Below are 26,027 nucleotides of genomic sequence, written 5' to 3' on the forward strand. Positions count from 1 at the left end.
GTCGCGCGGCACCGGGCCCGCGGCCGGCACAACCGGGAAGCGGCCTCAGAGCGGGTAGCGGGCGGCCGGCGGTACCCCCATCGCGGTGAACAGCTCGACGGCGCGGGCCCGGCTCTCGTCCGCCCTCGCCCGGTCTCCGAGGGCCTGCGCGGTCAGGGCGATGCCGGCCAGCGCCCGGGCCTCCTCCATGCGGTACTCGGCCGCCGCCGCGCGCCCGAGCGAGCTCTCGTAGAGCTCCAGGGCCTGGGCGTACTCGCCCCGCTCCAGCCGGAGGTTGCCGATCCGCCGCTCGACAACCGTCTGCCGGGCCAGGGTGGGCCGGCGCCGGAGCAGTTCCAACGCCTCCTCCTCACATGTGCGGGAGTCCCCGACGAGCCCGTAGTGCTGCTGGACGGTGGCCATGAGGACCCGCGTCATCGCGAAGTTGTCGGGCTGCCGCGAGACCTCGAAGAGCGCCATCGCTTCCTTCAGAGCAGCCTCGGCCTCCGCGAACCGGCCCAGGTCCAGGTACGCGCTCGCCAGGTCGTTGAGGGCCATGACCTCCTCGCCGAGGATGCCGATCCCGCGCGCGAGCGCCACGGCCCCTTCCGCCGCGTCGACGGCGTCCTCGCCGCGCCCCAGGCAGGAGTAGGTGGTGCTCAGCGAGCACAGGACGTGGATCTCGGACTGCACGGCCCCGGTCTCGCGGAACACCATGACGGCCTGCTCCTGGTGGCGCACGGCCTCGGAGAACTCGCCCAGGCAGCTCAGCAGCAGGCCGAGCGCCTCCAGGCTGGAGCCCTCACCGAGCCGCTCACCCTGCGCGTGGGCCACTTCCAGCGCCTCCTCCGTGACGGCGATGCCCTCCCGGAAGAGGCCGAGCTTCCACAGGGCGGTGACCTGGTTGGTGAGGCTCAGCCGCAGCGCCCGGGCGTCGCCGAGCCGCCGGGCCGCCGCCGCAGCGACCCTGCCGACCTGCAGGTACTGCTCGGTGTACGTCCGCATGTTGAGGAAGAACAGCAGGTTGCGGGCGAGCCACACCGCGTGCCGGGGGAACCCCCCGGCTTCGGCGGCCGCCACGGCGGCGATCAGCGCGTCGCCCTCACGGTCGAACCACACGGTGGCCAGGTCGGCGTCGCCGAGCCGGGGCAGCCGGGCCGGGGAGCCCGCCAGGCCCGTCTCGTAATGCGGCCGGCCGGGGAAGAGCACCGCGCACGCCGCCTCCGTAGCCGCGTAGAAGTAATCCAGCAGCCGCTCCACCGCCGCCGTGTCGTCCGCGGCCGTCTCCGGGTTGCGCAGGCTCTGCGCGAAGCTCCGTACCAGGTCGTGGAAGGCGTAGTAGCCCAGCTCGTGCTGCTGGACCAGGTGCATGTCGAGGAGGTCCTCCAGGAGGTCCTCCGCGTCGCGGCTGTCCACGGCGAGCAGCGCCGCCGCCGAGTGGAGGTCGATCTCCGCGCCGGGATGCAGGCTCAGCAGCCGGAACGCGGTGCGGTGGTCCTCGTCCATCGCCTGGTACGAGAGCCGGAGCGTGGCAGCGACGCTGCGCTCGCCCGAGCTCAGCTCGTCCAGCAGCCGGGTCTCGTCGCCGAGCCGGTCCACCAGGTGCCGCACGGTCCACCGGGAGCGGTTGCGCAGGCGGGCCGTCGCGATGCGCAGGGCCAGCGGCAGGTGGCCGCACAGGGCGGCGAGTGCCCGGGCCGCCTCCGGTTCCCGCTCGGTGCGCTCGCGGCCCAGGGTCTCGGTGATCAGCGACAGGCTGTCCTCGGGCGACATCACGCCGATGGAGATCCACTCGGCCCCGTCCAGCTCGACGAGCCGGGCCCGGCTGGTGACCAGGACCAGGCAGCCGGGCGAGGCGGGCAGCAGCGGACGGACCTGCGCGGCGTCGGAGGCGTTGTCGAAGAGGAGCAGCAGGCGGCGGCCGACCAGGGTGGCCCGCCACAGGGCGGCCCGTCCGGCGGGGTCCTCGGGGATCTGCTCGCCCGGCACGCCGAGGGTGCGCAGCAGGGCGGCGATGACCGCACCGGGCCGCAGCGGCTGTTCGCCCGGGGTGTAGCCGCGCAGGTCGACGTGGAGCTGGCCGTCGGGGAACCGCTCGGCCAGCCGGTGGGCCGCGCGGACCGCGAGCGAGGTCTTGCCGGTGCCGCCCATGCCGTCGACGGCGACGATCCGGGTGCCGCCCTCGTCTCCGGCCCCGGCGGCGTCCAGCAGGTCGGCCAGTTCCCGGTCGCGGCCGGTGAAGTCGGCGAGGTCGTAGGGGAGGGTGCAGGGCGCGGCGCCGGGGGCGGGCGGGCCGGCCTCCCGCGCTGCGGCCTCGCGGGCCGCGGCCTCGCGGGCCGCGGCCTCCCGGGCGCCGGCGGCGGCGGGGTCCACGGCGGCGGGGGCCGGCGGCTGGGGGGCGGCGAGTTCGGGGCTGTCGCGCAGGATGTCCTCGTAGAGCCGGCCGAGCCGCGGGCCGGGGTCGACGCCGAGCTCCTCGACGAGGATCTCGCGCACCCGGCCGAACTCCTCCAGGGCCTCGGCCTGGCGTCCCGAGCGGTACAGGGCCAGCATCAGGTGGCCGCGCAGGGTCTCCCGCAGCGGATGGGCGGCGACGAGTTCCCGCAGGTCGCCGACGAGCTCGGAGGTCTCGCCGTGTTCCAGGCGGAGCTGGAAGAGCTGTTCGGCGGCGGTCAGCCGGCGCTCCTCCAGGGCGGTGGAGGCGGATTCGACGACGGGGCCGCCGGCGCCGGACAGCACGGGTCCGCGCCACAGTTCCAGTGCGGCGCGCAGCTCGCCCTCGGCATCCGCCGGGCGGCCGGCGGCCAGTGCCTCGCGGGCCCGCTGGGTGTGCAGCAGGAACAGGGTGAGGTCCAGCTGTCCGTCTTCGAGTACGGCCCGGTAGCCGGGTCCGTCGGTGGCGATGAGAACGCTTCCGCCGGGGATCCGCTGGCGGAGGTCGGCGACCGCCTTGCGGATCTGATGTGAGGCGGTTGCGGGCGGTTCGTCCTCCCAGGCGGCCTCCACCAGCCGGGTGACGGGCACGACACGACCCGGTTCCAGAAGCAAAGTGACGAGCACCCGTTCCTGGATGGGACCGCCGAGTCTCAGCCTGTTCCCGCCGGACCAACCCTCCAGCGAGCCAAGGACGTTGAACCTCACCTTGGTATCGGACCGATCCGCCATTTTCCCCACCTGTCGTACGCGGAAAACCCCAGGTAGAGGCCTCGCATGGGAAAGAGCGTAAAGGGTTCCCGGATCGGGCGGTACCGCTCCGGGAGGTGATCGGGAACCCCGAAACGGAAGCTTCACAGGCCAGCAGGAGTGAGTACAGACGGAGCCCTCATGAAGACTTTCAGCCACCTCGGCAGCGCACGGATCATCACCTCGCGCGAATTCGAGTTCGAGCCCGTGCCCGACGGTTCCGGGACCGAGGTCGCGACCCCGGTGAGCCCGGCCGCGGGCGCGCCCTGGGTCACGCTGCACGTCGTACGGGTCGCCCCGGGCGCCGTGTGGAGCCCCGAGGACAGCGTGGCCGAGGAGAACACCGTGGTGGTCTACGCGGGCTCCGGCCGCCTCGGCGTCGGCGCCGAGAGCCGCGAGGCGGTCCGCTCCTGCGCCGCATACGCGCCGACGGGCCGGGAGCTGACCCTGAGCGCGGGTCCGGAGGGCATGACCGCGTACGTGTGGCGCACTCCGCTGGCCGAGGGCCGTACGCCGGGCACCGACCCGAAGGTCTTCTCCACGCTGTGGGACGACGAGACGCAGCTGCGCGGATTCGCGGGCACCGGCCAGGTCGACCCGGAGGCGGCCCCGCGCGCCACGATGAACTTCGTCTTCTGGCCCGGCGCCGGCAGCTCCCAGCTGTGTCTGCACTGCGGGATCCAGCAGCCCGGCGAGACCTTCAACGTGCACCTGCACACCCACAGCGACGAGGCGTTCATCGCCTTCGAGGGCATCGGCCAGATGTACCTCGTCGACCGCTGGATCGACGTCGAGGCCGGCGACGTGCTGTTCGCCGCCCCGGGTGTGCTGCACGGCGCCCGCAATCCCCACACGGGCCCGGGCGCCCGCCGCTTCGTGACCTGCGGCGGCCCGGCCCCCTTCGACCCTGCCCTCTACGCCGCAGCCGGCGTCTCCTCCCAGGTGGTCTGACCGACATGTGCCGTATCTACGGATCCTTCAATGCCGGTACGAGCGATCAGGAGCTGCGCACCGTCGCCGCACTGCTGCGCCACGGCGGCCCCGATGCCCAGACCTACACCGGCCGCAGCGACTGGGCCCTCGGCAACAACCGGCTCTCGATCATGGACCCCGAGGGCGGCGAGCAGCCGTACCGGCTGGGCGCGATCACGGTCGTCTTCAACGGCGAGCTGTACAACCACCGCGAGCTGGCCGCCCGTCTGGAGGCCCGCGGCCACCTCGTCCCGGACCGCTGCGACGGCTCCGTGCTGCCCGCCCTGTACCTCGAGTACGGCGAGCGCTTCGCCGAGCAGCTCGACGGCATGTACTCCGTCGCCGTGATGGACCTGCGCGAGGAGCCGAAGCTCGTCGTCGCCACCGACGGCTCGGGCATGAAGCCGCTCTACTACGCCTGGGACGAGCGGGGCGGCAAGTTCCGCTTCGCCTCGGAGATCCCCGCGCTTCTCGGCTTCGCCGACGTCACCGCCGAGGAGGACGAGTACGGGCTCGACGCCTACCTCGTCTCCAAGACCCCCTTCGGCGACCGGACGATGTTCCGCGGAATCCGGGTCCTGCCGCCCGCCGCCACCGCCGTCGTCGGCCGGCGCGGCGGTCTGCGGATCACCACCCGCCCGCTCGGCCACACCGAGGCCGCCGCGGACGCCTCGCGCAGCCTGCACCAGGCCGGCGAGGAGCTGCGCGAGCTGCTGGCGAAGGAGGTGTCGCGGCTGCTGATCGCCGACGCGCCGGTCGCCGCCATCACCTCCGGCGGTCTCGACTCCAGCCTGGTCACGGTGCTCGCGGCCCGCTCCGCGGCCGAACTGCACACCTTCAACATCGCCTACACCGGCAACTGGCCCTCCGACGAACGGGCCTTCGCGGCCGAGGTCGCGGGCCGGGCCGGCACCGTCCACCACCAGGTGGAGGTCGACCCCGCCACCTTCCCCGACCTGCTCGCCGACGTGGTGTGGCACCTGGGGCAGCCGAACGCCGACCCGATCACGCTGTCCACCTTCTCGCTGTTCCGCGCCGTCCGCGACGCGGGCTTCAAGGTGGCGCTCACCGGCGACGCGGCCGACGAACTCTTCGGCGGCTACTCCCGCATGACGCAGGCCATGGCCGCCCCCGGCGGACTCGGCTGGGTCCAGGACTACCTCGACCACCTCTCCGCGGTCCCGCGCGCCCTGCGCGAGCGCCTCTACACGGACGACTACACGGCGGCCGTACGGGCCCACGGCCCGGCCCTGCCGGCCGGCCTCACCGAGACCCTGGAGGACGGCGCGGGCACCCGGATGCGCCGGATCTGCGCCATCGAGCAGGAGTACCGGCTCCCCTCCTACCACCTGCGCCGCGTGGACCACCTGTCCATGGCCAGCTCGGTCGAGGCCCGGCTGCCCTTCTGCCAGCCGGAGGTGGTGCGCTTCGCCACCACCCTCACCGACACCCAGAAGATCGACTCCACCGGAGTCAAGCGCGCCCTGTACGCCGCCGCCCGCGGGCTGGTCCCGGACAGCGTCCTCAACCGCCCCAAGCAGCCCTTCACCCTGCCCATCACCGCCATGCTCCGCCCCGGGCAGGCCCTGTGGGACGTGGCCCGCGACGCGCTGTCCGAGTCCGCGCTGCGCGCCGACGGCCGGATCCGCCCGGAGGTCGTCACCGGCCTCTTCGAGGAGCAGGCCGGCCGCCCCTCCGACGGCGCCTCCCTCGCCCTGTGGGCGCTGATGTCCCACCAGCTGTGGCGCACCCAGTTCTTCGGACCGGACGCCCCGCGCCCGGCCGCGGCCCTGCGGGAGGCGCTGTGAGCGGCTACTTCGCCAACGCGCACGGCGCGCCCTGCCCCACCCTGGTCCTGGACGGCCGGGGACTGCCCGAAGACACCGAGGAGCTGCTGGAGCGGCTGGCCTCGATCCGCGCCGACCTGAGCGCGGAGGGCGCCGGGCACGTGCTGAAGAACGCGATCGTCCGGCCGTCCCCGCACCCGCTCTTCGACCTCGACTACCGCTTCGTACAGTCGCTGCCGCGCTCCACCTCCGCCTTCGACCTGCGCGGGTCCTGCGGCCACTCGATCCTGGCGTCCGTCGAGGCGGCCGCCCGGTCGGGGATGATCCCGCCGCTGGTCCCCGGGGCCCGGATACGGGTGAACGTCCTCAACAACGGCGACAACGTGGTGTGCGAGGTCGAGGAGGCCGCCGACGGCGGCACCCGCTTCACCGCCCACTTCCTGTGCACTCCCACCAAGCCGGTCCACGAGCTGCTGATCACGGGCGACCCCGTCACCGAGGTCTCCGTCGACCGTACGGTCATCCCCGTCTCGCTGGTCTCGATGGGCAATCCGTACGTCTTCGTACCGGCCGGGCACCTGGGCGTGGCCACCCGCGAGGAGCTGTTCGCCGCCGGCGACGAGCTCTTCGAGCAGTTCGGCCGGATCCGGCTCGCGGTCTGCGAGCAGCAGGGCTGGGACGCGTCCGGGGCCTTCCCGAAGATCGCGGCGGTACTGCCGGAGCCGGGCGGCGCGCTGGCGGTCCGCGCGGTGTCGGTGCCCTCCTGGCACCCGACCCTCGCGCTGACCGGCGCCATCTGCCTGGGCACCGCCGTCGGGATCGAGGGGACCGTCCCCTGGTCGCTGGCCCGCGGGGCCGGGCACCGGGACGGGCTGGTCCGGCTCGTCACCCCGGGCGGCGAACTGCAGGTCTCGGCCTCGTCCGTGCTGACGGACACCGGTCCGCGCCTCGCCTGGGTCTCCGTGGCGGGCAAGCGGGTCGACTACCAGGGCTGGGCGGGCCTGCCCGCCGACCACTTCAGCTACCCGCCGGCGTCCGCCGCGCAATCCCCGTCGAAGTCCCCGTCCGCATCCGTGGTCGCGTCCGCGTCCGCCAAGGAGCTCGCATGTCTGTCACTGTCAGTCTGAACACCATGGGCGCGGACGTGCTGTTCACCCTCACCGCGCTCGACCCCGAGGTGCGCGACGCGCTGGAGCGGTGCGCCGTGGCCGCGGACCGTACGGGCGAACCCGACCGGGACGCCGTCGCCGTACTGCGCGAGAGCCGGCTGCTGGGCCTCGCGGTCCCGCGGGAGTTCGGCGGCGCGGGCGCCGGCCCGGTCGACCTGAACCGCTGCGTCGAGCAGGTGGCCGCCGTCAACGGCTCCGCCTCGATCATGCTCTTCCAGCACTTCGCGGTCAGCAGCCGGATCGTCGAGCAGGGGACGGCGGCGCAGCACCGCGAGCTGCTGCCCAAGCTGGCCTCCGGCGAGTGGCTCGCGGCTTCCGCGTGGAGCGAGACGGGCGCGGGCGCCAACAAGAAGAACCTGGCCACGCGCGGCCGCCGGACCGGCACGGGCGACTGGGTCCTGGACGGCGCGAAGGCCTTCACGACCAGCGCCGGGCTCGCCGACGTCTACCTGGTACTCGCCCAGACCGGCACCGACGCGCCCGCGGCCGGCGACGACACCGGCTACGGCGCCGCCGGGCAGACCTTCTTCCTGGTCCGCGGGGACAACCCGGGACTCATCCCGGACACCTCGATGCGGCTGGCGGGCATGCGCGGCTCCGCGACCGGCTTCGTCGACCTGCGGGACTGCCGTCTCACCGACGCGGACCGGCTCGGCGCCGAGGGCGTGGCGGCCTCCGTCATCGCCCGGGTCCGCGAGAGCGGCGCCACGCTCGGCGCGGTCGCGGTGGGCCTGGCCCAGGCCGCCCTGGACTCCGTCCACGAGCACGCGCACAAGCGCGGCCTGTACGTCCACCAGTCCGTGCGCTACCGGCTGGTCGACCTCACCACCCAGGTCGAGGCGGCCCGCGCGGTGGTGGAGCGGGCGGGCCGCCGGGACGCGGCCGATCCCGGCATGGCCACGCTGCACTCCAAGCTCTTCGCCTCCGCGGCGGCCGACCGGGTCGTCTCCGAGGTGGAGCAGATCCTCAGCTCGGCCGGCTACGTCGAAGGCCACCCGATCAACCGGTACGGCCGTGACGCCCGTGCCGTCGCCCTCATGGGCCCGACCAACGACCTCTGCAGGGAACTGGTGAGCATCTCGTGGAACCGCTGAACCCCGCCGGCCGGCTGAGCGGCCGTACCGCCACCGCCGACCTCGTCGTCGAAGGCGGCCGCCTGGTCACCCCCGAGGGCGTCCGTGACGGCTCCGTCGTCATCCGCAACGGCCACATCGACGCCCTGCTCGGCCCGGACGAGGAACTGCCCGAGGGCCCCCGGGTCGACGCGGGAGGACGCTACGTCCTGCCCGGCCTCATCGACAGCCACGTCCACTTCCGCACGCCGGGCCTGGAGTACAAGGAGGACTGGGCGCACGCGGGCCGGGCTGCCATCGCGGGCGGTGTCACCACCGTCGTCGACATGCCCAACACCCGTCCGCCGTCCCTGAACGAGGCGGACCTGCTCGCCAAGGCCGCGCTCATCGAGGGCCGTTCGTGGGTGGACTACCGCTTCCACATCGGCGCCGACCCCGAGCACCCGGAAGCACTGGCCACCCTCGACCCCCAAGTCGCCACCTCCGCGAAGGTGTTCATGGCCGGGCACCACACCGCCCCGGTGGTCTTCCGCGACTGGCGGGCCCTGGAGGCCGCCTTCGAGGCCGCCGCGCAGGGCAACGTACAGCTCGTTCTGCATGCCGAGGACCAGCACATCTTCGACCTGCTCGACACCTGGCGGGGCGATCCGGGCTCGTACGACGAGTACGAGCCGCACCGCCCGCGCTCGGGCGCCATCGTCGCCTGCGCCAAGGTGATCCAGCTGGTCCGCACCTACGGCACCCGCGCCCACGTCCTGCACGCCTCCACGGCCGAGGAGGCGGACATGCTGGTCGCCGCCGCCCAGGAGGGGCTGCCGCTGACCTTCGAAGTCACCGGCCACCACCTGTCGTTCACCGACGCCGACACCTGCCGGCGCGGTCCGCGCACCCGCCTCTCGCCCGCCATCCGGGGCCTGAGCGACCAGGACCGGCTGTGGCACGCGGCACTGACCGGTGAGGCCGCGAGCCTCGGCAGCGACCACGCGCCGCACACCATCGAGGAGAAGAACAAGGTCCCGGCCGACGCACCGCCCGGCCTGCCCGGGGTGCAGGAGCTCGCCATCGCGTCCTGGACCGGGATGATGTCGCGCCGCGTCGCCCCCGACGAGGCGGCCTCGCACCTGGCGCGCCTGATGGGCTCCGGCCCCGCCGACCTGTTCCGGCTGCCCGGCAAGGGCCGCCTGGTGCCGGGCGCCGACGCCGACCTCGCGATCCTCGACCCGACGGAGCGCTGGCAGCCCACCCGGGACGACATCCAGGCCAAGTGCGGCTGGTCCGCGTACGAGGGCTGGCTGTTCCGGGGCCGCTTCACCGACGTGGTCAAGGGCGGCGAGCACGTCTGGAACGCCCGCAAGGGCTTCACCGGCACCCCCGCCGGCCGCTGGCTCGCGCCTTCGCCGGCCGTGCTGCCCGCCCCGGCCCAGAGCGACCGGGAGGCCGACCGATGAGCGCCGCCGTACTGGAGCGCGCCGGTGTCCGCGCGGAGGAGTTCCGCGCGGCCATGGCCGCCCTCGCCGCCCCCGTGACCGTCGTGACCTGCTACGACGGGTACGGAACCGCGCGCGGGCTGACCGCGAGCGCCGTCTCCTCACTCTCCCTGGACCCCCCGCTGTTCCTGGTCTGCCTGGACAAGGGGTCCTCCAGCCACGACGCGCTGGCCGGTGCCGACGCGTTCTGCGTGAACCTGCTGGGCCCCGGCGACGAGGCCCTGGCCATGAAGTTCGCGGGCCGCCCGGACCGGCGCTTCGACGGGGTCCCGCTGGCCGACTCCGTACGCGCCCCGGAACTGGCGGACGCCGCCCTGCGCCTGGTGTGCGAGCACCACGAAGCCGTCGACGCCGGCGACCACACCATCCTGATCGGCCGGGTCACCGCGGTCGAGGGCGACGGGCTCGGCCTGACCCCGGCCGGCGGCCTGGTGTGGCACCAGCGCGGCTTCGCCCACGCCCGCCCGGTCCCGCGCCCGGCGGACTGAGCCGTGCCGGCCACCGCCACCGCGACCCCGGCCACCGTCTGGGCGACCCGCCCGGCGGGTCTGTTCCGCCTCGCCGACCTGCTGGCACAGGCCGTGGAGGAACACACCCGCCCGGTGTGCCGCCGGTACGGACTCGGCCGTACGGGGCTGCGCGTGCTGACCGAGCTGCGCTACGCGGGCGACCCGTACACGCTGGCCCCCAGCGAGCTCTCCCGGGCCCTGGGGATCACCTCGGGGGCGCTGACCGGCTGCCTGGACCGGCTGGAGGAGGCGGCGCTCGTGACCCGGCTCCCGGTCCCGGGCGACCGCCGCCGCCTCGCGGTCCGGCTCACCCCGGAGGGCGTCCGTACCGCCGGCCTGGTCCTGGCCGACCTGGACCGCGTCCAACGCGAGGCCCTGTCCCTGTCCGACCCGGACACGGACCTCCTCATCGCCCTGCTGGACACCCTGACGGCCGCCCTGCCGAACACCGGCGCACCCGGCTGCCCCACGTTCCGCACGTGGGCCTGACGGGCCGTCCGCTCACACGCCGACCCGCAAACGACTGAGCGCCCCCTCCGGCCGAAACCGGAAGGGGCGCTCAGTAGCAGGTCAGAGGGGTTAACCCCCCGCCTGTGAGCAGTAGGCCATGTCGGACTCGAACCGACAACCAACGGATCAAGAGTCCCGGCAAGATCACGGCAGGCCGTCCCGCACGGTCCGGCGAGGGTCCGGAAATACCTGGTCAGAGCTGCACCGTGTCGCTTGATCCGCTCCAGAACAGCGCGTGCCAGCACATCCGCTCACGCATTCGCCCGTGCTGACCTGGGCTCTCGTAGCAGCGGCGCTGGAGATCCGCGCAGGAGCATGACCAGGTGCAGGCGACGAGGGCGGTGTGCTGGAGGGGCGGCTCACACGGTGGCTCAGCCTATTGGGTGAATGCGAACCCAGACAGTTTGGAGGGCGAAGGCGCTGAAGTCGGCCGCTGGCTAGTCGCCGACGCGGGTTGCCCGCTCGCGGAACTCCTGGGCTTCCGGGAACACCGCATTACTGCCGCAAGCGGACCCGCATGTTTTGCAGGGCGGCCTGGACCTTCACCGAGCGGAGGCCGTCGGCTCAGTCGAGGAACTTCCGCCAGGTGTCGGCCAGGTCCGCCAGGGGCAGCAGCAGGAACTCGCGCAGCGCCCCGGCCGCCGAGTCCCGTGTGGCCCACGCGGCGTGGTCGGCTGCCGTGACGGGCGCCGGGTCCGGTAGGTGCCGGGCCGCGCCCAGCAGTCCAACACGCCCCGTGTCCCTGTTCATGCTGTGGTTGGCGTCAAGGGCAATCAGGGGCCCGTGCCGGGTCCCGGATCATCGCAGCAGCAACCCGGCATAGAGGGCCGTGCTCCAGGCCCTCGCACTGGCATAGATCAAGGGATTTCGCTGACGAATGAAATCTTAGCCCACTCGATACCTTGGATAGCGAACGTCGAGCTGTCCTTATATGCAATCGCCTCAAAATGCCAGCCAGGGGCAAGCAGCTCACCAACGCTGGTGACCATCCACGTAGAGGCTACAGACCATCCGGCAATCATTAGGTGAGAGATGATGCCACCCAAAGGTTCTGGGGAAATTTTAACGCGGAACCTTACATCCCGCAGCCCTGGATCCTTCCAGTAAGTCTCTGATGATTCAAGACTCACTTCGATCGGGAATTGGTGGTGAATTCTATCTAGAAGTTTACCGAGAGCCCGTTCATTCGATACCCTAAGGAATGCCTGAAGATCTGCCGCACCATTCATTCCATCCCCCTCCCGGCCACCCGAGTGCCAGATCCGCGACGGCGGGCGCGGGCAAGACTACTACCTCCGCAAAATCAGCGAGGGAAAGACGCCATCCGAAGCCCGCAGGGCCCTCAAACGACGCCTGTCCAACGTGGTCTACCGGATCATGAAACGAGACCGGCGAACCCACCTCGCCCAAGCCGCTTGACACACAGAGGCGCTATGAAGTCACAAGCGCCCGTCCGGCCGCGTGCGTGGTGGCCCCGCCGACGAGCCGACAAATCCCAAACAGGACAGTCCAAGACGTCAGTCAGAGGGCGAGTCAGGCTCATCAACAGAACCACCAGTCACATCATCACTGTCAGAGGATGTCTCCTCGACCCCGGAGCAGTAGGCCATGTCGGACTCGAACCGACAACCAACGGATCAAGAGTCCCGGCAAGATCATGCCGGGCCATCCCGCTCGGTCCACCGAGGTCCGGCGATGCCTGGTCAGAGAGCTGCACCGTGTCGTTTGATCCGCACCAGACCAGGCCGTGCCAGCACGTCCGCTCACGCATCGCTCACGCATTTGGCGCCTCTCACCAGGCACTCCTGCCGTCTCGCGCTCGGCACCATGATCTTCGGGCAGTCCGCCTGGGGGCCGCCGGCGCCCAGATCGCGGGGCAGATCCTTGAGACCTACCGTCTACCAGGCCCGGACCAGGACACGGCGCTTCAGTCCAGTACCCGTTGCAGTCGCCGCCCGGCCGAGGCGCTGCGGTGGCGCGAACGCCGTCCCCTCGGCCGGTGCGGGGCAGGCGCGCCGCGGGCAGCTGGGTTCCGGCTCACGGTGTTGGAGGGTGGCGGCGGAGGGAGAGCCCGCAGGTGCCGTACACCTGCACACGTCACCACGGGAAACGATTCAAGGTCGCGAGCCCGCCGATACCGACGGGCAGACTCACCTCAGGCCTAGGCCGACGGCGTTGACGAATCGGCGGCGCGGCGGTATTCGGCGTTGATGCGCTGCGCCTCTTCGAGCTGGTCTTCGAGGATGATGATGCGGCAGGCGGCCTCGATGGGGGTGCCCTGGTCGACGAGTTCGCGGGCGCGGGCGGCGATGCGCAGCTGGTAGCGGGAGTAGCGGCGGTGTCCGCCGGCGGAGCGGAGCGGGGTGATCAGGCGGGCTTCGCCGAGGGCGCGGAGGAAGGCCTGGGTGGTGCCGAGCATTTCTGCGGCCCGGCCCATCGTGTAGGCGGGGTAGTCGTCGTCGTCGAGACGGCCGAACGAGTCGTCTGCTGTCATTGAACCTCTCTCATGGAACGCGTGGAGGGGCCCTGGTGCCGTATGGCACCAGGGCCCCGAAGGAACTACTACACCATCTGCCGGCCCTGGTACTGCGCCGACCTTCTGTTTCCGCCGACCCGACCGAGCTGCTGTCGGGGGTGCGGGGATCGCGGTTGCTTGACCGGAGACCACCTCACTATCGATGTCCTGCGGTACCCGGGCTCAGACTTCCGCCCGGGCGATCCTGATGGCGCTCGGCTCCTCCGTTCTTCCCTCTGGATCAATCACTTACCAAACGGGAACTGCGTACTGCTGTTACTGCGAACTGCTTGTACTTCTGGTGATGCGAACTGCTCAGTGGCCTGTGCCAGCGCCACTCTCTTCGGCAGCCAGCCCCGTCGCCCATCCTGCGTCTGCTCTGGCTTAGAACCCCACTGCCGAACTTCCCGGTGCGCGCGCCCGCAGCCGACGCCTTCACCGAGGTACCACTCACTGGCTTCACTGCTGGGTACTGCGAACTGCTCTTACTGGTACTGCCACTGCGGTACTGCTTGCGGCGGCCCCTGATCACTGCGGGCCACCCGGTCCGGTCGTCAGTCCCGTCGCCGTCCTGCAACCACCCTGGCTTCGGAACTCCACCACCGCACCGTCCTGCGCACTGCAACTGCGGGTACTGCTGCCCGGCAGTTCGTCTCTGCCAGGCCCTGCTGTCTCTCTGGGCTACGAGAGAAACCATAACCACGCCACAGCCCAATGTCTACTCTGGCCGAGATAGATTTTCCCGCCCGCTGAGGACAGCTAGGCTTTCACGGTCGGCCCAGCATGTGCAGAGCATGCTGCGCTGCAGGTCAGTCGCTCGAGAGGTCCGCGGCCGAGCGCGTGGGGGATCCGGGTTTCGCCGATTGGCGTCGTACTCCGACTGCTCTTCGACCCGCCCTTGGAGACCGAGCCGGGTTGGCGCACAAGGGGCGGGGCACAGGGATCAGGTAGGCAAGGTCCGGGCGCGCATGATCCAGAGACCAGGGTGACCTGATGAACACGATGGCTGAGAGCGTCGCAACCATTCGTTCCGCGGCGGTTGTTGCAGATGCACGCTATGCCGCGCGAGCCTTCCTGGATCGTCTGCGGCAGCCGGCGATGGCCGCAGAAGCCGCGGACACCGTGGTCTTGGTCGTGTCCGAGCTCGTCACGAACGCCCTGCGCCATGGCGGAGGCATCTGCACCTTGGAACTGACGGCCCACGCGGAGGACATTGAGGTGGCCGTCCACGACCCCAGCCCGCACGCGCCGCGCCTGCGCACCCCTGACATGGACGGCGGCACCGGGGGGTTCGGCTGGCCCATGGTCAACCGCCTCGCCCGAGCGACCGCGGTCACCCGTCGGGCCTCCGGCGGGAAGACGGTGAGTGCCCTTCTCGCCTGGTAGCGCGAACGCTGGAGCGGGCGGAAAGGCTCGTGCATAGAATCTGCTCCCATGTCGAAGCCTGACCAGCTGCTCGTTGACGTCGCCACCCTGGTGGAGTCCGGGCAGAGCAACCAGATGTCCCTGACCGTGGTCACCGGCGGTGCTGTCATCACCGGTCGGCTGGCTCCCGAAGCCGTGTGGAGGCAGAGGGTGTCGGAGGTTCTGACGGACTCGGCCCGCCTGGGCGAGTTCTCCGCCACCTTCACAGACACGACACGTCGGGAGGGGCCGCCCACCCATCTGCACTTCCACGTGGCCCGCATCCTGCAGGGCACGGTGGGGATCCCGGAGACGGGTGGGATGTACCGCGTCTCGATCCCGGATGTCAGCGCCTGGACCGTGGGCGACTTCAGCTACTCCGACCACTGACCCAGCGCCGCGTAGAGAAACCCGTCGGTATGCGGGAGGGCCCGACCGGCGTGCCGGTCGGGCCCTCCTCGCTGTTCGGGTTCGGCTCGCGCCGGCCCCGTCGGTCAGACGGCCACCGGGATGCCGAGCATCGCGGATGCCTGCTGGAACGGGCTGAGGACGCCCGTGGGCGCGGTGGCCCGGGGAATGCCGCGGCAGGTGAAGCCGAGCTGGGTCATGGCCCGGAGGACTTCGCCGACGCTGAAGTCGCGGCGGTCCTGGCGGGTGATGACCTGGCCGACCTGCTTGACGGGGTAGGTGCGACGGCCGATGATCACGGACTCGCCGATGACCTGCTCCGGCTTGACGCCCTTCATCGATTCCAGGACGCCGCTCTTGGTCAGGTCGAACGGGAAGCGGGCGATGACACAGCGCATGAATGCCTCACAGGAAGAAGGGGACGGTCGTGCCGCGGTGAGGCGGTTCAGCGGGCAAGGGCGAGGACGCCCAGAGCGCTGCCCTGCTCGTCGACGACGGGCAGGGCAGCGAGCCTGCGGTAGCGCATCGCGTGCTGGGCCTCGGCCATCGTGGTCCTGGGCGAGGTGAACGGCCCGCGGTCGCCGAGGATGTCGCGCAGCCGGATCCGGTCCGTGTACGCATCGCTGTCACGGGCGGCGGCGAGCTGAGCCGAAGTCACCAGCCCGGTGCACAGCCCGTACTGGTCACAGACGAGCAGATGACCCGCGCGGGCACTGGCCATGACGGACAAGGCCACCTCGACCGTCATGTCGTCACAGATCTGGGGGCCGACCGCCTCCATGGCGTCGTCCACCGTCCGGTGCACAGGGTTGGCACTCACCGGGCGGGGCTGCATCTGGACCAGCGTCAAAACGTGCCTCCTGCAGAGATGGGTCAGTTTCCTGATCACGTGGTTGTCAGGCCGCCGCATCGAAGGCGGACTGCCGCACACTGATGCGCCGGGCAGCCGATACGGGGTTGCGTCGGCCGCGGGAGGCCGCGCTGCGCTTGGGCCGCTCGGACACCGGCGCGGTGATGGTGACCGGGACGCCGGAGGGGGCCTGGGCGCCGGTGATGCGGTTCAGGGCTTCTTCGCCCGAGCGGACCTGGGTGGTCTGCGGGGTGATGCCCGCGGCCGTCATCAGCCGGGCCATGTCGCGGCGCTGGTTGGGGGTGACCAGGGTGACGACGCTGCCGGACTCGCCGGCACGGGCGGTGCGGCCGCCGCGGTGCAGGTAGTCCTTGTGGTCGGTCGGCGGGTCGACGTTCACGACGAGGTCGAGGTTGTCGACGTGGATGCCGCGGGCAGCGACGTTCGTGGCGACCAGGACGGTGACGTGTCCGGTCTTGAACTGGGCCAGGGTGCGGGTCCGCTGGGGCTGGGACTTCCCGCCGTGGAGAGCGGCGGCGCGGACTCCGCTGTTGAGGAGGTCCTGGGTGAGGCGGTCCACGGCGTGCTTGGTGTCCAGGAACATGATCACCCGGCCTTCGCGCGCCGCGATCTCCGTCGTCATCCGCTGCTTGTCGGCGCCGTGGACGTGCAGGACGTGGTGCTCCATCGTCGTCACCGCACCGGCCGAGGGGTCCACCGAGTGCACGACCGGGTCGGTCAGGTAGCGGCGCACCAGTAGGTCGACGTTGCGGTCCAGGGTGGCGGAGAACAGCATCCGCTGGCCTTCGGGGCGCACCTGGTCCAGGAGGGCGGTGACCTGGGGCATGAAGCCCATGTCGGCCATCTGGTCGGCTTCGTCGAGGACGGTGATCGCGACCTGGTTCAGCCGGCAGTCACCACGGTCGATGAGGTCCTTCAACCGGCCCGGCGTGGCCACGACGACCTCCGCGCCGCCACGCAGCGCGCCGGCCTGCTTGCCGATCGACATGCCGCCGACGACCGTGGCCAGACGCAGCTTCACGGCGCGGGCGTACGGGGTGAGGGCATCGGTCACCTGCTGCGCCAGCTCACGCGTCGGGACCAGGATCAGGGCGAGGGGCTGGCGAGGCTCGGCACGCTGCCCGGCGGTTCGGGCCAGCAGGGCCAGCCCGAACGCCAGGGTCTTGCCGGAGCCGGTCCGGCCGCGGCCGAGCACGTCGCGGCCCGCGAGGGTGTTGGGCAGGGTGGCGCCCTGGATCGGGAAGGGCACGGTCACGCCCTGCGCGCCGAGGGCGGCCAGCAGCTCCCCGGGCATGTCGAGATCGGCGAAGGCCAGGGCGGCGGGCAGCGCGGGAGTGATCGTCTTCGGCAGGGCGAACTCGCCCTGGACCGCGGCGGGCCGGCGGCCGTAGCCGCCCGAGCGGCTCGGACTTCCGGAACGGCTCGGGGTGGACGAGCCGAAGCGGCTGCCCCGAGGCGAACCAGCGCCAGCGCCGAAAGCGGGGCCGCCGGTGCGGGTGCGAGAGGAGCGCTCGTTCTTACGTGTGGGGTTCATTCAGAACCTTCCTTGATACGGCACATATCAAGGAACTCCCACAGCGGAAGAGCAGCGCAGAGAATCACAAGAACGGGCCGAATGGAATGCGAAAGCGAATCTGGCCACAGAGGATCTGTACGGGCGCAGGCGCTGAAATGGGCGACGTCAGACGGATGTGAAATCCAGGACGCCGATCGAAGGGTGCGGCTCCGAGGAGGTCGCAACCCTGAATGCTCCGTCCCGCAGGCGAAGTCACTGCGGGAAATGCGTGCAGCTGGGGCCCGCACCCCGAGGGATGCGGGCCCCAGCTGCACAATGCGCGTCAGCGTCAGGCGGGAACGATGTTCTCGGCCGTGGGGCCCTTCTGTCCCTGTGCGATGTCGAAGGTGACTTTCTGGCCTTCGATCAGCTCGCGGAAGCCTTGGGCGGCGATGTTCGAGAAGTGGGCGAACACGTCCGCGCCGCCACCGTCCTGCTCGATGAAGCCGAAGCCCTTTGCCGCGTTGAACCACTTCACGGTGCCAGCAGCCATGCCATATCTCCTTTGGGGCAGTACACCGGAATCCGCACTATGCGGACACCGTGTCGCCGCGATGATGCCCCGCCCGGAGAATGACCAGGAAATACAAAGTGCTTCCATGTGGCGCGGAGGCCGACTGAAGGCACTTGAAGTTTTTGGGTACCAAAACTGCAACCGAGATCGACAGTAGCATGCTGCAGTGGCTTGCGTACGTTAAATATTGCCACTCTGTATGTTGTGGCAAAAACCCTCCCTTCGAGGTCCGTTAAACTCTCAGACCGCGGGCACAGATATTCATTCACCTCGATTGCAGCGTCTTGGACAAGGGTGTCCGCCAGCTGCGCGTGTGCAGCTCGTCGGAACGTGAGCCTGCGGGCGGGCCCGGAGCGCCCGTCCCGAGTGGCCAGCGGCTCGCAGACTGGCAGGCTGGCCGGCGCCGGGTGGCGGTGACGTGGCACGCAGCCTGCACGCAATGTCCCGCCGATCGCCTGCCGGTGAGGAAAAGGACTCGGTAACCCCATCGGATCTCTCCGCCAACCCATTCGCTCAACCATCGACTTGGGAGAACTAGACAACGAAGAAGGCACAGGTCGCTGACCTGGGCCTTCTTGTCTGAGCGGATGACGGGAATCGAACCCGCGCTCCGAGCTTGGGAATCTATGGCGCGCAGGGCATCTGTAGGGCCTGCTCTGGCAGTGAGGCGCCTGACCCTCTTCGCGTGTGTGAGGGGATTCAGCCGTGCTCTTCCTCCTTGGATTCCATGTGGCGGATTCCTTCGTGGGTGAGGGTGGCCATCGCGGGGGTGTTGCCCGGCTCCCAGTCGACGGTGATCAGCCCTTCGCCCGCCAGGTAGGTGCAGGCGGCGGCCAGATCCTGTTCCGGTACGTGGAGGTCGCGCCGTAGCTGCGCTCCGGTGATGCCGAGGAGGCGGTTGCCTTCGACGGCTTCGTACAGGACCTGGAGCACCTGATCGCGGTAGGTCTTGCGTTCGCGCAGTGTGGCCATGACCGCGTCCTCTCGTGTGCGGGGTGGGCTTCGGGCCGGGGCTCTCAGGTCTCGTCGGAGTGGGCGCCGGTGCCGACGGGGGTTCTGCTGGCGGCCAGCCAGGAGCGGGCGGGGCCGGCGGGTGTTGCCGTGTCCACGGTGAGGTGGAGGCGGGTGTTGCCGTCGAGACCGGGGTAGCTGCGCTGTTCCGCGCCGCCGAAGCGCTGGCGGAGCGCCTCCGCGACCGCTCGGGCGGCTTCGGGGGTGTGCGCGATGATCCGGACCTCGGCGTGTCCGAGCGACGGCAGTATCTGGGTCTCGATGTACTTCACGTGGGCGTGTTCCCTTCGGAGTGGGCGGAGAAGTCGGCGGGTGGGCGCGGGCGCCCACCCGCTGGTCCCGGTCACGAGGAAGGCCCGTTCCTCACCGGTCCTTCCTCACCGGTCGGCATCCGTGCGGTGGGCTCGACGACTGGTGTCGTCCGGCAGACCGGGAGGTCTCGGCAGGGGCTCGCTGAAGTGGTGGGCCGCGATCCGCGCGTCGTGCTGGGCGTTGAGCAGGTGGATCAGGCGCATTCCGATACCGGTCATGAGGATGATCACCGCGATGAGGACGATGGTCTCCACGGAGCTCACCTCCAGCCGTTCCCGGGCAGCGGGAGGGTGCGTGGGTCCATCGGATTCCCGAAGGGGGACATGCAGGCCCCGCCTTCGCTCTCCCAGCCGGCTTCCTGGCGCTGGGCGTCGCGGATGCCGCGCCCGATGGCGGCTTCGTTGGCCATCAGGACGCCGGCGGTGAGGACGCTGCCCGGGATCGAGGCGGCGGCCATCAGGCGGGCCGCGGCGGCGGGCTCGGTCTCGGGCGGGACGATGAGGAGGTCCCAGCGGCCGACGGTGTACGAGAGCAGGATCAGCTTGTCGGGGTCCTGTTCGGTGAACCAGCCCACATGCAGCGCCTGCCTGTCCGTGGGAACCATGTGAGGGATGACCGGCCAGCGGGTGGGGTTCACGGTGACGCGGGTGATGCGCCCCCAGGGCTCGTCCAGGGCGGCGGCCAACGCAGGGAGCTCGGCTTCGAGGTCACGGGAACGAGGCCACCAGGCACCGTCCAGCTGGCCGACCAGAGCAGTCTTCGGCGTAAGGGACAGGCGTGCCGGAACGAGGGGAGCAACCACGCGGGACTCGGCGCGGCCAAGGGTCGTAGTCATGTCGCGGACCCGTCCCCGGGCCGTTCGCGAACGGCCCGGTGCAGTGATCGCCGGAAACGACGTCCGCAGGGGAGCGGGTGTGCGAAATACTCCCGGTCTCTCTACCGTACTCCCGGCCGTGGTCCCATAAGCCGGTTCTGACCAGGTATTTCCGGCAGCGACGGTGAGGTCGGAGAGTGGCTTCACTGCGAGGGCGGCCGGAGTACCGTGAAACGACGGAGCATTTCCCCGCTCAACAGCCCTCCCGACGCCGCTGCCGGCCGTCGGCCGGGGTGTCGCCGTACCGTGAGACAGGCGAACCGTCGCGACCGAGCTGCCCGCCCTGATCACGGCACTGACCGGGCACCTCGGGACCATCACACGGGTCGGCCGGGACGCCACCGCCTGGCAGGACATCTCGACCCGCCTGGTCATCGACGACCAAGTCGTGCACCTCGACTCGGACCCGGTAGGCGACGACACCGTGCTCATCACCCGCGGCCACGACGACCACTTCGCCCTGCTGGTGCCCCCGCAGACGACCCCTGACGCCGCCCGCGAAGCGATGGCCCGTGCCGTCCGCGCAGACAACATCACCCAGGCCGCCCAGATCCTCATCGCCCCCACCACCGACCCTGCGGACGCGTAGCCCGGGAGTGGCGGTGACGGCCGGCTGAAGCGAACTGAGACCGGGAAGGGTGTCGTCCTCTGGGCTGGACGGCCTGTTCTTCCTCCTGATCATCGGCATGGTGTTTCTGGCGCATGGCCACCGGCCGCCTCGTTGCTCGTGCAGAGGTGCGGGGTCGGCTGTGGGGGAGGGAGGATGGGAGGCGCCGGGAGTCGCGGGCGGCAAAGGCGCGGGCAGAATCCGGCCCGGGACGCCCAGCCCGAGCAGCGGGTGGAAGGAGTTCCGGGATGCGCGCGACCGAATCCTTCCCGGCCTACCCCGGCCAGCCGTCGGATCGTGGTTCCCCCGAGCCGGGGGGGCTACTGGATGTCCTGAAGGTCGCGGCTGTGGTGCTCGACGCGGACGGGCGGATCATGTTGTGGAGTCCGCAGGCCGAGGAACTGTTCGGATACACCGCCGATGAGGCTCTCGGCCGGTTCGCGGGCCGGCTGCTGGTCCACGAGCAGCACCTGGAGTTGGTGGTCGAGCTGTTCGCGCGGGTCATGGCGGGCGGGGCGAGCTGGGCGGGCGTGTTTCCCGTGCGGCACAAGGATGGCGGCACGCGGCTGGTGGAGTTCCGGAACATGCGACTGGAGGACGGCCGGAAAGGCGTCTATGCCCTGGGCCTGGCAACCGACCAGGCGATGTTGCGGCGGGTGGAGCGGGATCTGGCGCTGTCCACTCGGCTGATTTCGCAGTCCCCGATCGGGCTGGCGGTGATAGACGCCGATCTGCGGTGCGTGACCGTCAATCCAGCGCTGGAACGTATCAACGGCCTGCCGGCTGCGGAGCATGTCGGCCGGAACGTCCGCGAGGCATTGCCTTTTGGGGACGCCGAGGCCATCGAGTCCGCGATGCGTGAGGTTCTGGCCAACGGAATCCCGATCCTTGACCTTGAGTCCACGGGGCGCACCCCGGCCGACCCTGACCGAGAGCACGTCTGGTCGGTGTCCTTCTATCGGCTGGAGGCTTCCAACGGGAAGGTGCTCGGCGTCGCGACCTCCGTCGTCGACGTCAGTGAGCGGCATCGCGCCACGGCCGAGGCCGCCGGGGCCCGGCAACGCCTCGCGCTCGTAGCCGACGCCTCCATGCGCATCGGGACCACGCTCGACCTCGACCAGACCGCCCGCGAACTCGCCGAGGTCTCAGTGCCGGAACTGGCCGACGTGGCCGCGGTGGACGTGCTCGACAGCATCCTGCACAGCCGTGCGGCCGTTGCCGTACACGAAGGGCCGGCGGTATTCAGGGCCCTGGCCGTGGCTGCCGCTTACCCCACCGACGCGGTGCGTGCGGCCGATCCGCCGGGTGAGGTGGCGCGCTACGACGCCGACCGCCTGGTCACCCGGTGCGTGAACACCGGCCGCCCGGTCCGCGTGCCCCACGTGGGCGCCGATGACCTGATCCGCATCGCCCGCAGCCCCGAAGCCGTCAGCATGCTGGCCGCCGCGGGACTCCACTCCTACCTGGCCGTGCCGCTGATCGCCCGCGGCGAAGTCCTCGGCGCCCTCGACCTCAAGCGCCTCCGCAATCCGGAACCGTTCACCGCCGACGACGAGGTCCTGGCCGGCGAGCTGGCCGCGCGTGCCGCCGTGTGCATCGACAACGCCCGCTGGTACCAGCAGGCACGCAACACCGCCCTCACCCTCCAGCGCAGCCTCCTCCCTCAGGAGCCGCCGGACCCGCCCGGCCTGGAGATCGCCTACCGCTATCAGCCCGCCCAAGCGGCAGACGAGGTCGGCGGCGACTGGTTCGACGTCATCCCCCTGACGGGGGACAAGACCGCCCTCGTCGTCGGCGACGTCATGGGCAGCGGCATCAGCGCCGCCGCAACGATGGGCCAGCTCCGCACCGCCACCCGCACCCTGGCCGAACTCGACCTCGACCCCGCCCAGGTACTGCGTCACCTCGACCGTCTGACCGACCCCATGGGGCAGACCATCACGACCTGCGTCTACGCCGTCTACGACCCCCACCGCACCCGATGCCTCATCTCCAACGCGGGGCACATGCCCCCCGTGTTGATGCGCCCCGGACGGCCGCCTGAACTGCTCGAACTGCCCACCGGCGCCCCCCTCGGCGTCGGCGACGTCCCATTCGACACCACCACACTCGATCTGCACCCGGGCGACCAACTGGTCCTCTATACCGATGGCCTGGTCGAAACCCGCGACCAATCCATCGACGAACGCCTGAACGCTCTCCGTGCCCTGCTCGCAAAGCCGCCGCGATCCCTGGAGGAGACCTGCGACATGCTCCTCCACACACTGCGCCACCCCGGCGACCACGACGACGTCGCCCTGCTCATCGCCCGGGTCCAGCACTGACACTCCCGCGGCCGGGCCGGGCGTCACATGTGGAGGCCGGCGTCGGGCACGACGTGACAGAGCCCGGCCGGGGTGACTGTGGACCGGCCGGGCTCTGGGTGTGTGGACGAGTGGTGCTCCGGTCAGAGCGTCTCGTCGTGCAGGTCTTCTTCGCGCAGCAGATCGTCCTCGCGGCGACGCGAAGCGGTCTCCTCATGGCCCTGCTTCTGCTTCTGCCTCTGCTTCTGCTCCTGGCCCTGCTCGCGGGACGGCTTGCCCGGCTGGGGCTGCGCAGGGTCTCCGGGGCGACGGTGCTCCTGCGGCTCGCGGCCCTTGCCCGGCTCCTGACGCTTGTCCTGCTTACCGTCCATGACGGCGACTCCTCTTGATGCGTGGGGTACGGATTCCTCTCGAATGACGCTGACACGCACAGTGACGGTCTGCATCATTTCGACTACGAGGCGAGGCAGACGGGTGACCCCCGTCCCCGAAGTGGCGGCGCCGGAAGGCGGGCCATCCCTTCAATGCCGAGGATGGGCGCGATCCCACCCCCCCTGCCTGCTGTCAGGAGCCCGTCTCATGCTGGAGCGCACGCTGAGCAAGGACCGCACGAAGGTCACCTTCGTCCTGCCCGCCGACACCCCACCCGGCCCGGTCAGCGTGGTGGGCGACTTCAACGACTGGGAGCCTGGTGCCCACACCCTGCGGCCGCGTAAAGACGGGAAGCGGGCCGTCACGGTCGAGCTGCCGAGCGAGAGCACGCATTCCTTCCGGTACCTGGCCGCCGGTGACTACTGGTTCAACGACGAGAGCGCCGGCGGCGACCCGAAGGCCGTGTGTTGCTGCAGGTAACCCGATGGGGTGTGCTCGGCATGCGCCGAACCTGTCTTGTCGGGTGAGCCTGCGGGGGCGTCTTACATACCCCGTGCGGGCGGCCTGTCAACGATATCGCTCGGCTATGACAAGCAAGGGCTGCGGCCAGCAGCTGGACGTCCCCACTTGATGATCTTCTTGTCTCTCCAGCGCACTGCTTCTCTGGGCCGCACCGTGGGCGCATCGGTCAGGCACGTGTCCAGGTGGCTGTTCCGTCCGAGGCCCGCTCAGCCTCGGCTCCTCGGTCCAGCGGCTCCCCCTCCGGTACCCGGTGGATCCTGAGAAGGCCATGCGCTGGTTCGCCGACCTGGACCAGAACTTCGCGGCCGGCGAGGCCGAACACCCGATGCTCCACCATCACCTCGACCATGCCGAAGCGCTGGCTGCCGCCTTGGCCTCGATGAAAGGCGAAGGCGAGCAGCGACAGGTCGCAGACCAGGCTGCCGATGACACCGAACGAGCTCAGGCCCTGCGCGCTCAGGCCGACTTCGCCGAGTACGCCGCAGGAGCCAAGTACGAACTCCGCAGGGTGCGCAGGGAGATCCACGCCCAGGGCGGGTTCCTCCCCGACCTGCCGGCCACACTCGCCGACGTCGATCCCGACGAGGGCTACGAAAGGGACACCGTTTGAAGGGCTCCACCCACCGCCGCTGCTACTGCCGTGACGCGAAGGCCGGCCGACCGCTGGGCAGGCTTTGCCCCAAGCTCTCCAGCCGGAAGCACGGCTCGTACTCCGTCCGCCAGGAGCTCCCGCCACGCGCGGACGGCACCCGCCGCTCCTTCAACCGCGCCGGATACGAGAGCTTGAAGGCCGCCCAGGCCGACCTGGACCACGTACGCGCCCTCCTCGGTACAGCGGAAGCGGACGACCCCGAGAGCGTGGCCAGCATCGCGGCCCTCCTGGAGCAGGTGGCCGACGAGAAGGCCCCGCTTCCCGACGTCGAGGAGACCCGGCGCCGGCTGCGGGCCGGAACATCGCTCCTCGGGTCGATCACCGTCGGCGAATGGCCGGAAGGCCCGTCGCGGCCGAGCGGGCACTCCTGGCTACCGAGCGGGCCAGGCTCGCCGCCATGGATCCCTTCCGGAAACCGACCGGCCCGGCGACCCGGCAGGGCATCCGCCGCACCCTGCGGGCCGCGCTCACCGGAGCGATCCGCCAGCAGCTCATCACCTTCAACCCGGCGTCCCACGTCGAGCTGGAATCCGGCAAGCGCCCCAAGCCGCTGCTGTGGACAGAAGCGCGCGTGGCCCGGTGGCGCCTCACCGGCGAGAAGCCCGCCCCCGTCATGGTCTGGACTCCGGTCCAGTGCGGCGCCTTCCTCGACGAGGCCGAAGGCGACCGGCTGTACACCCTCTTCCACCTCTCCGGCACCCGAGGCCTGCGACGGGGCGAGTGCGTCGGCCAGGAGTGGTCCGACGTCGACCCGGCCGGCGGGCAGATCACGCCGGCCAAGGAGATCGTGGTGGACGGCTGGGACCCGTACGAGTCCGCGCCGAAGACGGACGGCAGCGCCAGCACGATCGCCCTGGACAGCCTGAACGTCGCCGCCCTGCGCGAGCACCGCGCCCGCCAGCTCAAGGAGCGGGAGAAGTGGGGGGACGCCTGGCAGGACACCGGCAAGGTCCTCACCCAGGAGAACGGCGCCTGGCTCCACCCCGAGACCGCGTCGGAGACCTTCCGGCAGATCCTGGCCCGCACCGACCTGCCGCCGATCACCCTTCGGGATCTGCGTCACGTCGCGGCCACGCTCACCCACGGCGGTGGCGGCGACCTCCACACGATCAAGGAGACGCTCCGCCACTCCACGATCACGCTGACCTCGGACACGTACACGAGCCTGCTCCCCGAGGTCGACCAGGCAGCCGCCGAAGCAGCTGCCCAACTGGTGCCTCGTGCCCGTTCGTCCGCCTCCTGACCAGGGGATGACGGCCCGTCCGCTCACGCATCACTCACGCACGGGCCCGGAAACGACTGAGCGCCCCACCTGGACGAAACCAGGTGGGGCGCTAGGTGTCAGGTCAGAGGGGTTAATCCTCGCCTGTGAGCAGTAGGCCACGTCGGACTCGATGGCATGGGCTTCCCGCGGCCCCTGCCGGGCGGGCACGGGACA

25 protein-coding genes and 2 pseudogenes are annotated in these 26,027 nt (G+C 70.7%); 14 read left to right on the forward strand and 13 right to left on the reverse strand.

All coding sequences use genetic code 11. From position 1 onward, the window contains the following. Positions 1–45: 45 nt before the first annotated feature. On the reverse strand, positions 46–3,003 hold the full coding sequence (locus tag J7F03_RS41835) for a BTAD domain-containing putative transcriptional regulator (protein WP_374104246.1): 2,958 nt from the start codon (positions 3,001–3,003) through the stop codon (positions 46–48). A 300-nt stretch (positions 3,004–3,303) separates the two neighbouring features. On the opposite strand from J7F03_RS41835, the gene J7F03_RS00130 reads away from it, so the two are divergent. From J7F03_RS00130 to J7F03_RS00160, 7 genes are read left to right on the forward strand one after another with little or no spacing between them, the layout of a single operon-like run. After that, on the forward strand, positions 3,304–4,113 hold the full coding sequence (locus tag J7F03_RS00130) for a cupin domain-containing protein (RefSeq protein ID WP_214946539.1): 810 nt from the start codon (positions 3,304–3,306) through the stop codon (positions 4,111–4,113). 5 nt (positions 4,114–4,118) lie between these two features. Further along, the gene (gene asnB, locus J7F03_RS00135; RefSeq protein ID WP_214946540.1) at positions 4,119–5,942 is read left to right on the forward strand and encodes an asparagine synthase (glutamine-hydrolyzing); all 1,824 of its coding nucleotides are present in this window, start codon (positions 4,119–4,121) and stop codon (positions 5,940–5,942) included. Next, complete coding sequence (locus tag J7F03_RS00140) at positions 5,939–7,048, forward strand: PrpF domain-containing protein (protein ID WP_214946541.1); 1,110 nt, start codon at positions 5,939–5,941, stop codon at positions 7,046–7,048. Before asnB ends, J7F03_RS00140 begins: the two co-directional genes overlap by 4 nt. Further along, positions 7,027–8,184, forward strand: a complete 1,158-nt coding sequence (locus tag J7F03_RS00145; RefSeq protein WP_251071193.1) for an acyl-CoA dehydrogenase family protein — start codon at positions 7,027–7,029, stop codon at positions 8,182–8,184. The genes J7F03_RS00140 and J7F03_RS00145 overlap by 22 nt, the downstream gene beginning before the upstream one ends. Further along, positions 8,172–9,611: a dihydroorotase family protein gene (locus J7F03_RS00150; protein ID WP_214946542.1), complete on the forward strand. Its 1,440-nt coding sequence runs from the start codon at positions 8,172–8,174 to the stop codon at positions 9,609–9,611. Before J7F03_RS00145 ends, J7F03_RS00150 begins: the two co-directional genes overlap by 13 nt. Beyond that, complete coding sequence (locus J7F03_RS00155; RefSeq protein WP_251071194.1) at positions 9,608–10,138, forward strand: flavin reductase family protein; 531 nt, start codon at positions 9,608–9,610, stop codon at positions 10,136–10,138. Before J7F03_RS00150 ends, J7F03_RS00155 begins: the two co-directional genes overlap by 4 nt. 3 nt (positions 10,139–10,141) lie before the next feature. After that, positions 10,142–10,648, forward strand: coding sequence for a MarR family winged helix-turn-helix transcriptional regulator (locus J7F03_RS00160; RefSeq protein WP_214946543.1), 507 nt, complete (start codon positions 10,142–10,144; stop codon positions 10,646–10,648). Positions 10,649–11,233: 585 nt separating this feature from the next. On the opposite strand, the gene J7F03_RS00165 is transcribed toward J7F03_RS00160, so the two are convergent. The 3 genes from J7F03_RS00165 to J7F03_RS00175 all read right to left on the reverse strand — a co-directional run bounded on the left by J7F03_RS00165 (position 11,234) and on the right by J7F03_RS00175 (position 13,163). Then, positions 11,234–11,419, reverse strand: coding sequence for a hypothetical protein (locus tag J7F03_RS00165; protein WP_214946544.1), 186 nt, complete (start codon positions 11,417–11,419; stop codon positions 11,234–11,236). A 107-nt stretch (positions 11,420–11,526) separates the two neighbouring features. Further along, positions 11,527–11,898: a hypothetical protein gene (locus J7F03_RS00170; protein WP_214946545.1), complete on the reverse strand. Its 372-nt coding sequence runs from the start codon at positions 11,896–11,898 to the stop codon at positions 11,527–11,529. A gap of 932 nt (positions 11,899–12,830) precedes the next feature. Next, positions 12,831–13,163, reverse strand: a complete 333-nt coding sequence (locus tag J7F03_RS00175) for a MerR family transcriptional regulator (RefSeq protein ID WP_214946546.1) — start codon at positions 13,161–13,163, stop codon at positions 12,831–12,833. 1,014 nt (positions 13,164–14,177) lie between these two features. On the opposite strand from J7F03_RS00175, the gene J7F03_RS00180 reads away from it, so the two are divergent. Together J7F03_RS00180 and J7F03_RS00185 are read left to right on the forward strand one after the other, a co-directional pair. Further along, positions 14,178–14,570 (forward strand): ATP-binding protein, encoded by a 393-nt coding sequence (locus tag J7F03_RS00180; RefSeq protein ID WP_214946547.1) that lies wholly within the window; start codon positions 14,178–14,180, stop codon positions 14,568–14,570. Positions 14,571–14,618: 48 nt separating this feature from the next. Then, positions 14,619–14,978 carry a hypothetical protein gene (locus J7F03_RS00185; RefSeq protein ID WP_214946548.1) on the forward strand — a complete coding sequence of 120 codons (360 nt, stop codon included), beginning with the start codon at positions 14,619–14,621 and terminating at the stop codon, positions 14,976–14,978. Positions 14,979–15,082: 104 nt separating this feature from the next. Here the strand turns inward: J7F03_RS00185 and J7F03_RS00190 are convergent, their stop codons facing one another. From J7F03_RS00190 to J7F03_RS00225, 8 genes are all read right to left on the reverse strand, one after another. Further along, positions 15,083–15,394: an SCO5918 family protein gene (locus J7F03_RS00190; protein ID WP_214946549.1), complete on the reverse strand. Its 312-nt coding sequence runs from the start codon at positions 15,392–15,394 to the stop codon at positions 15,083–15,085. Between the two features lie 47 nt (positions 15,395–15,441). Continuing rightward, positions 15,442–15,846, reverse strand: a complete 405-nt coding sequence (locus tag J7F03_RS00195; RefSeq protein WP_214946550.1) for a CBS domain-containing protein — start codon at positions 15,844–15,846, stop codon at positions 15,442–15,444. A gap of 46 nt (positions 15,847–15,892) precedes the next feature. After that, positions 15,893–17,401: a DEAD/DEAH box helicase gene (locus J7F03_RS00200; protein WP_214946551.1), complete on the reverse strand. Its 1,509-nt coding sequence runs from the start codon at positions 17,399–17,401 to the stop codon at positions 15,893–15,895. A gap of 310 nt (positions 17,402–17,711) precedes the next feature. Next, on the reverse strand, positions 17,712–17,915 hold the full coding sequence (locus J7F03_RS00205; RefSeq protein ID WP_214946552.1) for a cold-shock protein: 204 nt from the start codon (positions 17,913–17,915) through the stop codon (positions 17,712–17,714). A gap of 720 nt (positions 17,916–18,635) precedes the next feature. After that, the gene (locus J7F03_RS00210; RefSeq protein ID WP_214946553.1) at positions 18,636–18,908 is read right to left on the reverse strand and encodes a hypothetical protein; all 273 of its coding nucleotides are present in this window, start codon (positions 18,906–18,908) and stop codon (positions 18,636–18,638) included. A gap of 44 nt (positions 18,909–18,952) precedes the next feature. Then, the gene (locus tag J7F03_RS00215) at positions 18,953–19,219 is read right to left on the reverse strand and encodes a hypothetical protein (RefSeq protein WP_214946554.1); all 267 of its coding nucleotides are present in this window, start codon (positions 19,217–19,219) and stop codon (positions 18,953–18,955) included. Between the two features lie 105 nt (positions 19,220–19,324). Then, a complete protein-coding gene (locus J7F03_RS00220) occupies positions 19,325–19,513 on the reverse strand; it encodes a hypothetical protein (RefSeq protein ID WP_214946555.1) in 189 nt (62 codons plus the stop codon). A 5-nt stretch (positions 19,514–19,518) separates the two neighbouring features. Continuing rightward, positions 19,519–20,094: a DUF5994 family protein gene (locus J7F03_RS00225; protein WP_214946556.1), complete on the reverse strand. Its 576-nt coding sequence runs from the start codon at positions 20,092–20,094 to the stop codon at positions 19,519–19,521. A 295-nt stretch (positions 20,095–20,389) separates the two neighbouring features. Between J7F03_RS00225 and J7F03_RS00230 the strand changes: the two are divergent. Continuing rightward, a pseudogene (locus tag J7F03_RS00230) lies at positions 20,390–20,722 on the forward strand (DUF5994 family protein); the annotation flags it as partial. A gap of 266 nt (positions 20,723–20,988) precedes the next feature. Beyond that, entirely contained in the window at positions 20,989–23,064 is a 2,076-nt protein-coding gene (locus J7F03_RS00235; RefSeq protein ID WP_214946557.1) for a SpoIIE family protein phosphatase, read from the forward strand. Between the two features lie 122 nt (positions 23,065–23,186). On the opposite strand, the gene J7F03_RS00240 is transcribed toward J7F03_RS00235, so the two are convergent. Continuing rightward, positions 23,187–23,414, reverse strand: a complete 228-nt coding sequence (locus tag J7F03_RS00240; RefSeq protein WP_214946558.1) for a hypothetical protein — start codon at positions 23,412–23,414, stop codon at positions 23,187–23,189. Positions 23,415–23,622: 208 nt separating this feature from the next. Here J7F03_RS00240 and J7F03_RS00245 point away from each other — a divergent pair, with 208 nt between their 5' ends. From J7F03_RS00245 to xerC, 3 genes and pseudogenes are all read left to right on the forward strand, one after another. Further along, a complete protein-coding gene (locus J7F03_RS00245; RefSeq protein ID WP_214946559.1) occupies positions 23,623–23,895 on the forward strand; it encodes an isoamylase early set domain-containing protein in 273 nt (90 codons plus the stop codon). Positions 23,896–24,187: 292 nt separating this feature from the next. Then, on the forward strand, positions 24,188–24,547 hold the full coding sequence (locus tag J7F03_RS00250) for a hypothetical protein (protein WP_214946560.1): 360 nt from the start codon (positions 24,188–24,190) through the stop codon (positions 24,545–24,547). Then, positions 24,544–25,832 (forward strand): annotated as a pseudogene (gene xerC / locus J7F03_RS00255) (tyrosine recombinase XerC). The gene J7F03_RS00250 and the pseudogene xerC overlap by 4 nt, the downstream one beginning before the upstream one ends. Positions 25,833–26,027: the final 195 nt, after the last annotated feature.

It is taken from the genome of Streptomyces sp. ISL-43, from assembly GCF_018614195.1.
Classification (GTDB): Bacteria; Actinomycetota; Actinomycetes; order Streptomycetales; family Streptomycetaceae; genus Streptomyces.

Bases quoted from the DNA above. Each gene is read 5' to 3' on its own strand.
- J7F03_RS00225 (WP_214946556.1), bottom strand. From the start codon at position 20,094: ATGACTACGACCCTTGGCCGCGCCGAGTCCCGCGTGGTTGCTCCCCTC.
- J7F03_RS00200 (WP_214946551.1), bottom strand. From the start codon at position 17,401: ATGAACCCCACACGTAAGAACGAGCGCTCCTCTCGCACCCGCACCGGC.
- J7F03_RS00180 (WP_214946547.1), top strand. From the start codon at position 14,178: ATGAACACGATGGCTGAGAGCGTCGCAACCATTCGTTCCGCGGCGGTT.
- J7F03_RS00190 (WP_214946549.1), bottom strand. From the start codon at position 15,394: ATGCGCTGTGTCATCGCCCGCTTCCCGTTCGACCTGACCAAGAGCGGC.
- J7F03_RS00210 (WP_214946553.1), bottom strand. From the start codon at position 18,908: ATGGCCACACTGCGCGAACGCAAGACCTACCGCGATCAGGTGCTCCAG.
- J7F03_RS00170 (WP_214946545.1), bottom strand. From the start codon at position 11,898: ATGAATGGTGCGGCAGATCTTCAGGCATTCCTTAGGGTATCGAATGAA.
- J7F03_RS00165 (WP_214946544.1), bottom strand. From the start codon at position 11,419: ATGAACAGGGACACGGGGCGTGTTGGACTGCTGGGCGCGGCCCGGCAC.
- J7F03_RS00185 (WP_214946548.1), top strand. From the start codon at position 14,619: ATGTCGAAGCCTGACCAGCTGCTCGTTGACGTCGCCACCCTGGTGGAG.
- asnB (WP_214946540.1), top strand. From the start codon at position 4,119: ATGTGCCGTATCTACGGATCCTTCAATGCCGGTACGAGCGATCAGGAG.
- J7F03_RS00175 (WP_214946546.1), bottom strand. From the start codon at position 13,163: ATGACAGCAGACGACTCGTTCGGCCGTCTCGACGACGACGACTACCCC.
- J7F03_RS00205 (WP_214946552.1), bottom strand. From the start codon at position 17,915: ATGGCTGCTGGCACCGTGAAGTGGTTCAACGCGGCAAAGGGCTTCGGC.
- J7F03_RS00145 (WP_251071193.1), top strand. From the start codon at position 7,027: ATGTCTGTCACTGTCAGTCTGAACACCATGGGCGCGGACGTGCTGTTC.
- J7F03_RS00130 (WP_214946539.1), top strand. From the start codon at position 3,304: ATGAAGACTTTCAGCCACCTCGGCAGCGCACGGATCATCACCTCGCGC.
- J7F03_RS00155 (WP_251071194.1), top strand. From the start codon at position 9,608: ATGAGCGCCGCCGTACTGGAGCGCGCCGGTGTCCGCGCGGAGGAGTTC.
- J7F03_RS00240 (WP_214946558.1), bottom strand. From the start codon at position 23,414: ATGGACGGTAAGCAGGACAAGCGTCAGGAGCCGGGCAAGGGCCGCGAG.
- J7F03_RS00245 (WP_214946559.1), top strand. From the start codon at position 23,623: ATGCTGGAGCGCACGCTGAGCAAGGACCGCACGAAGGTCACCTTCGTC.
- J7F03_RS00235 (WP_214946557.1), top strand. From the start codon at position 20,989: ATGCGCGCGACCGAATCCTTCCCGGCCTACCCCGGCCAGCCGTCGGAT.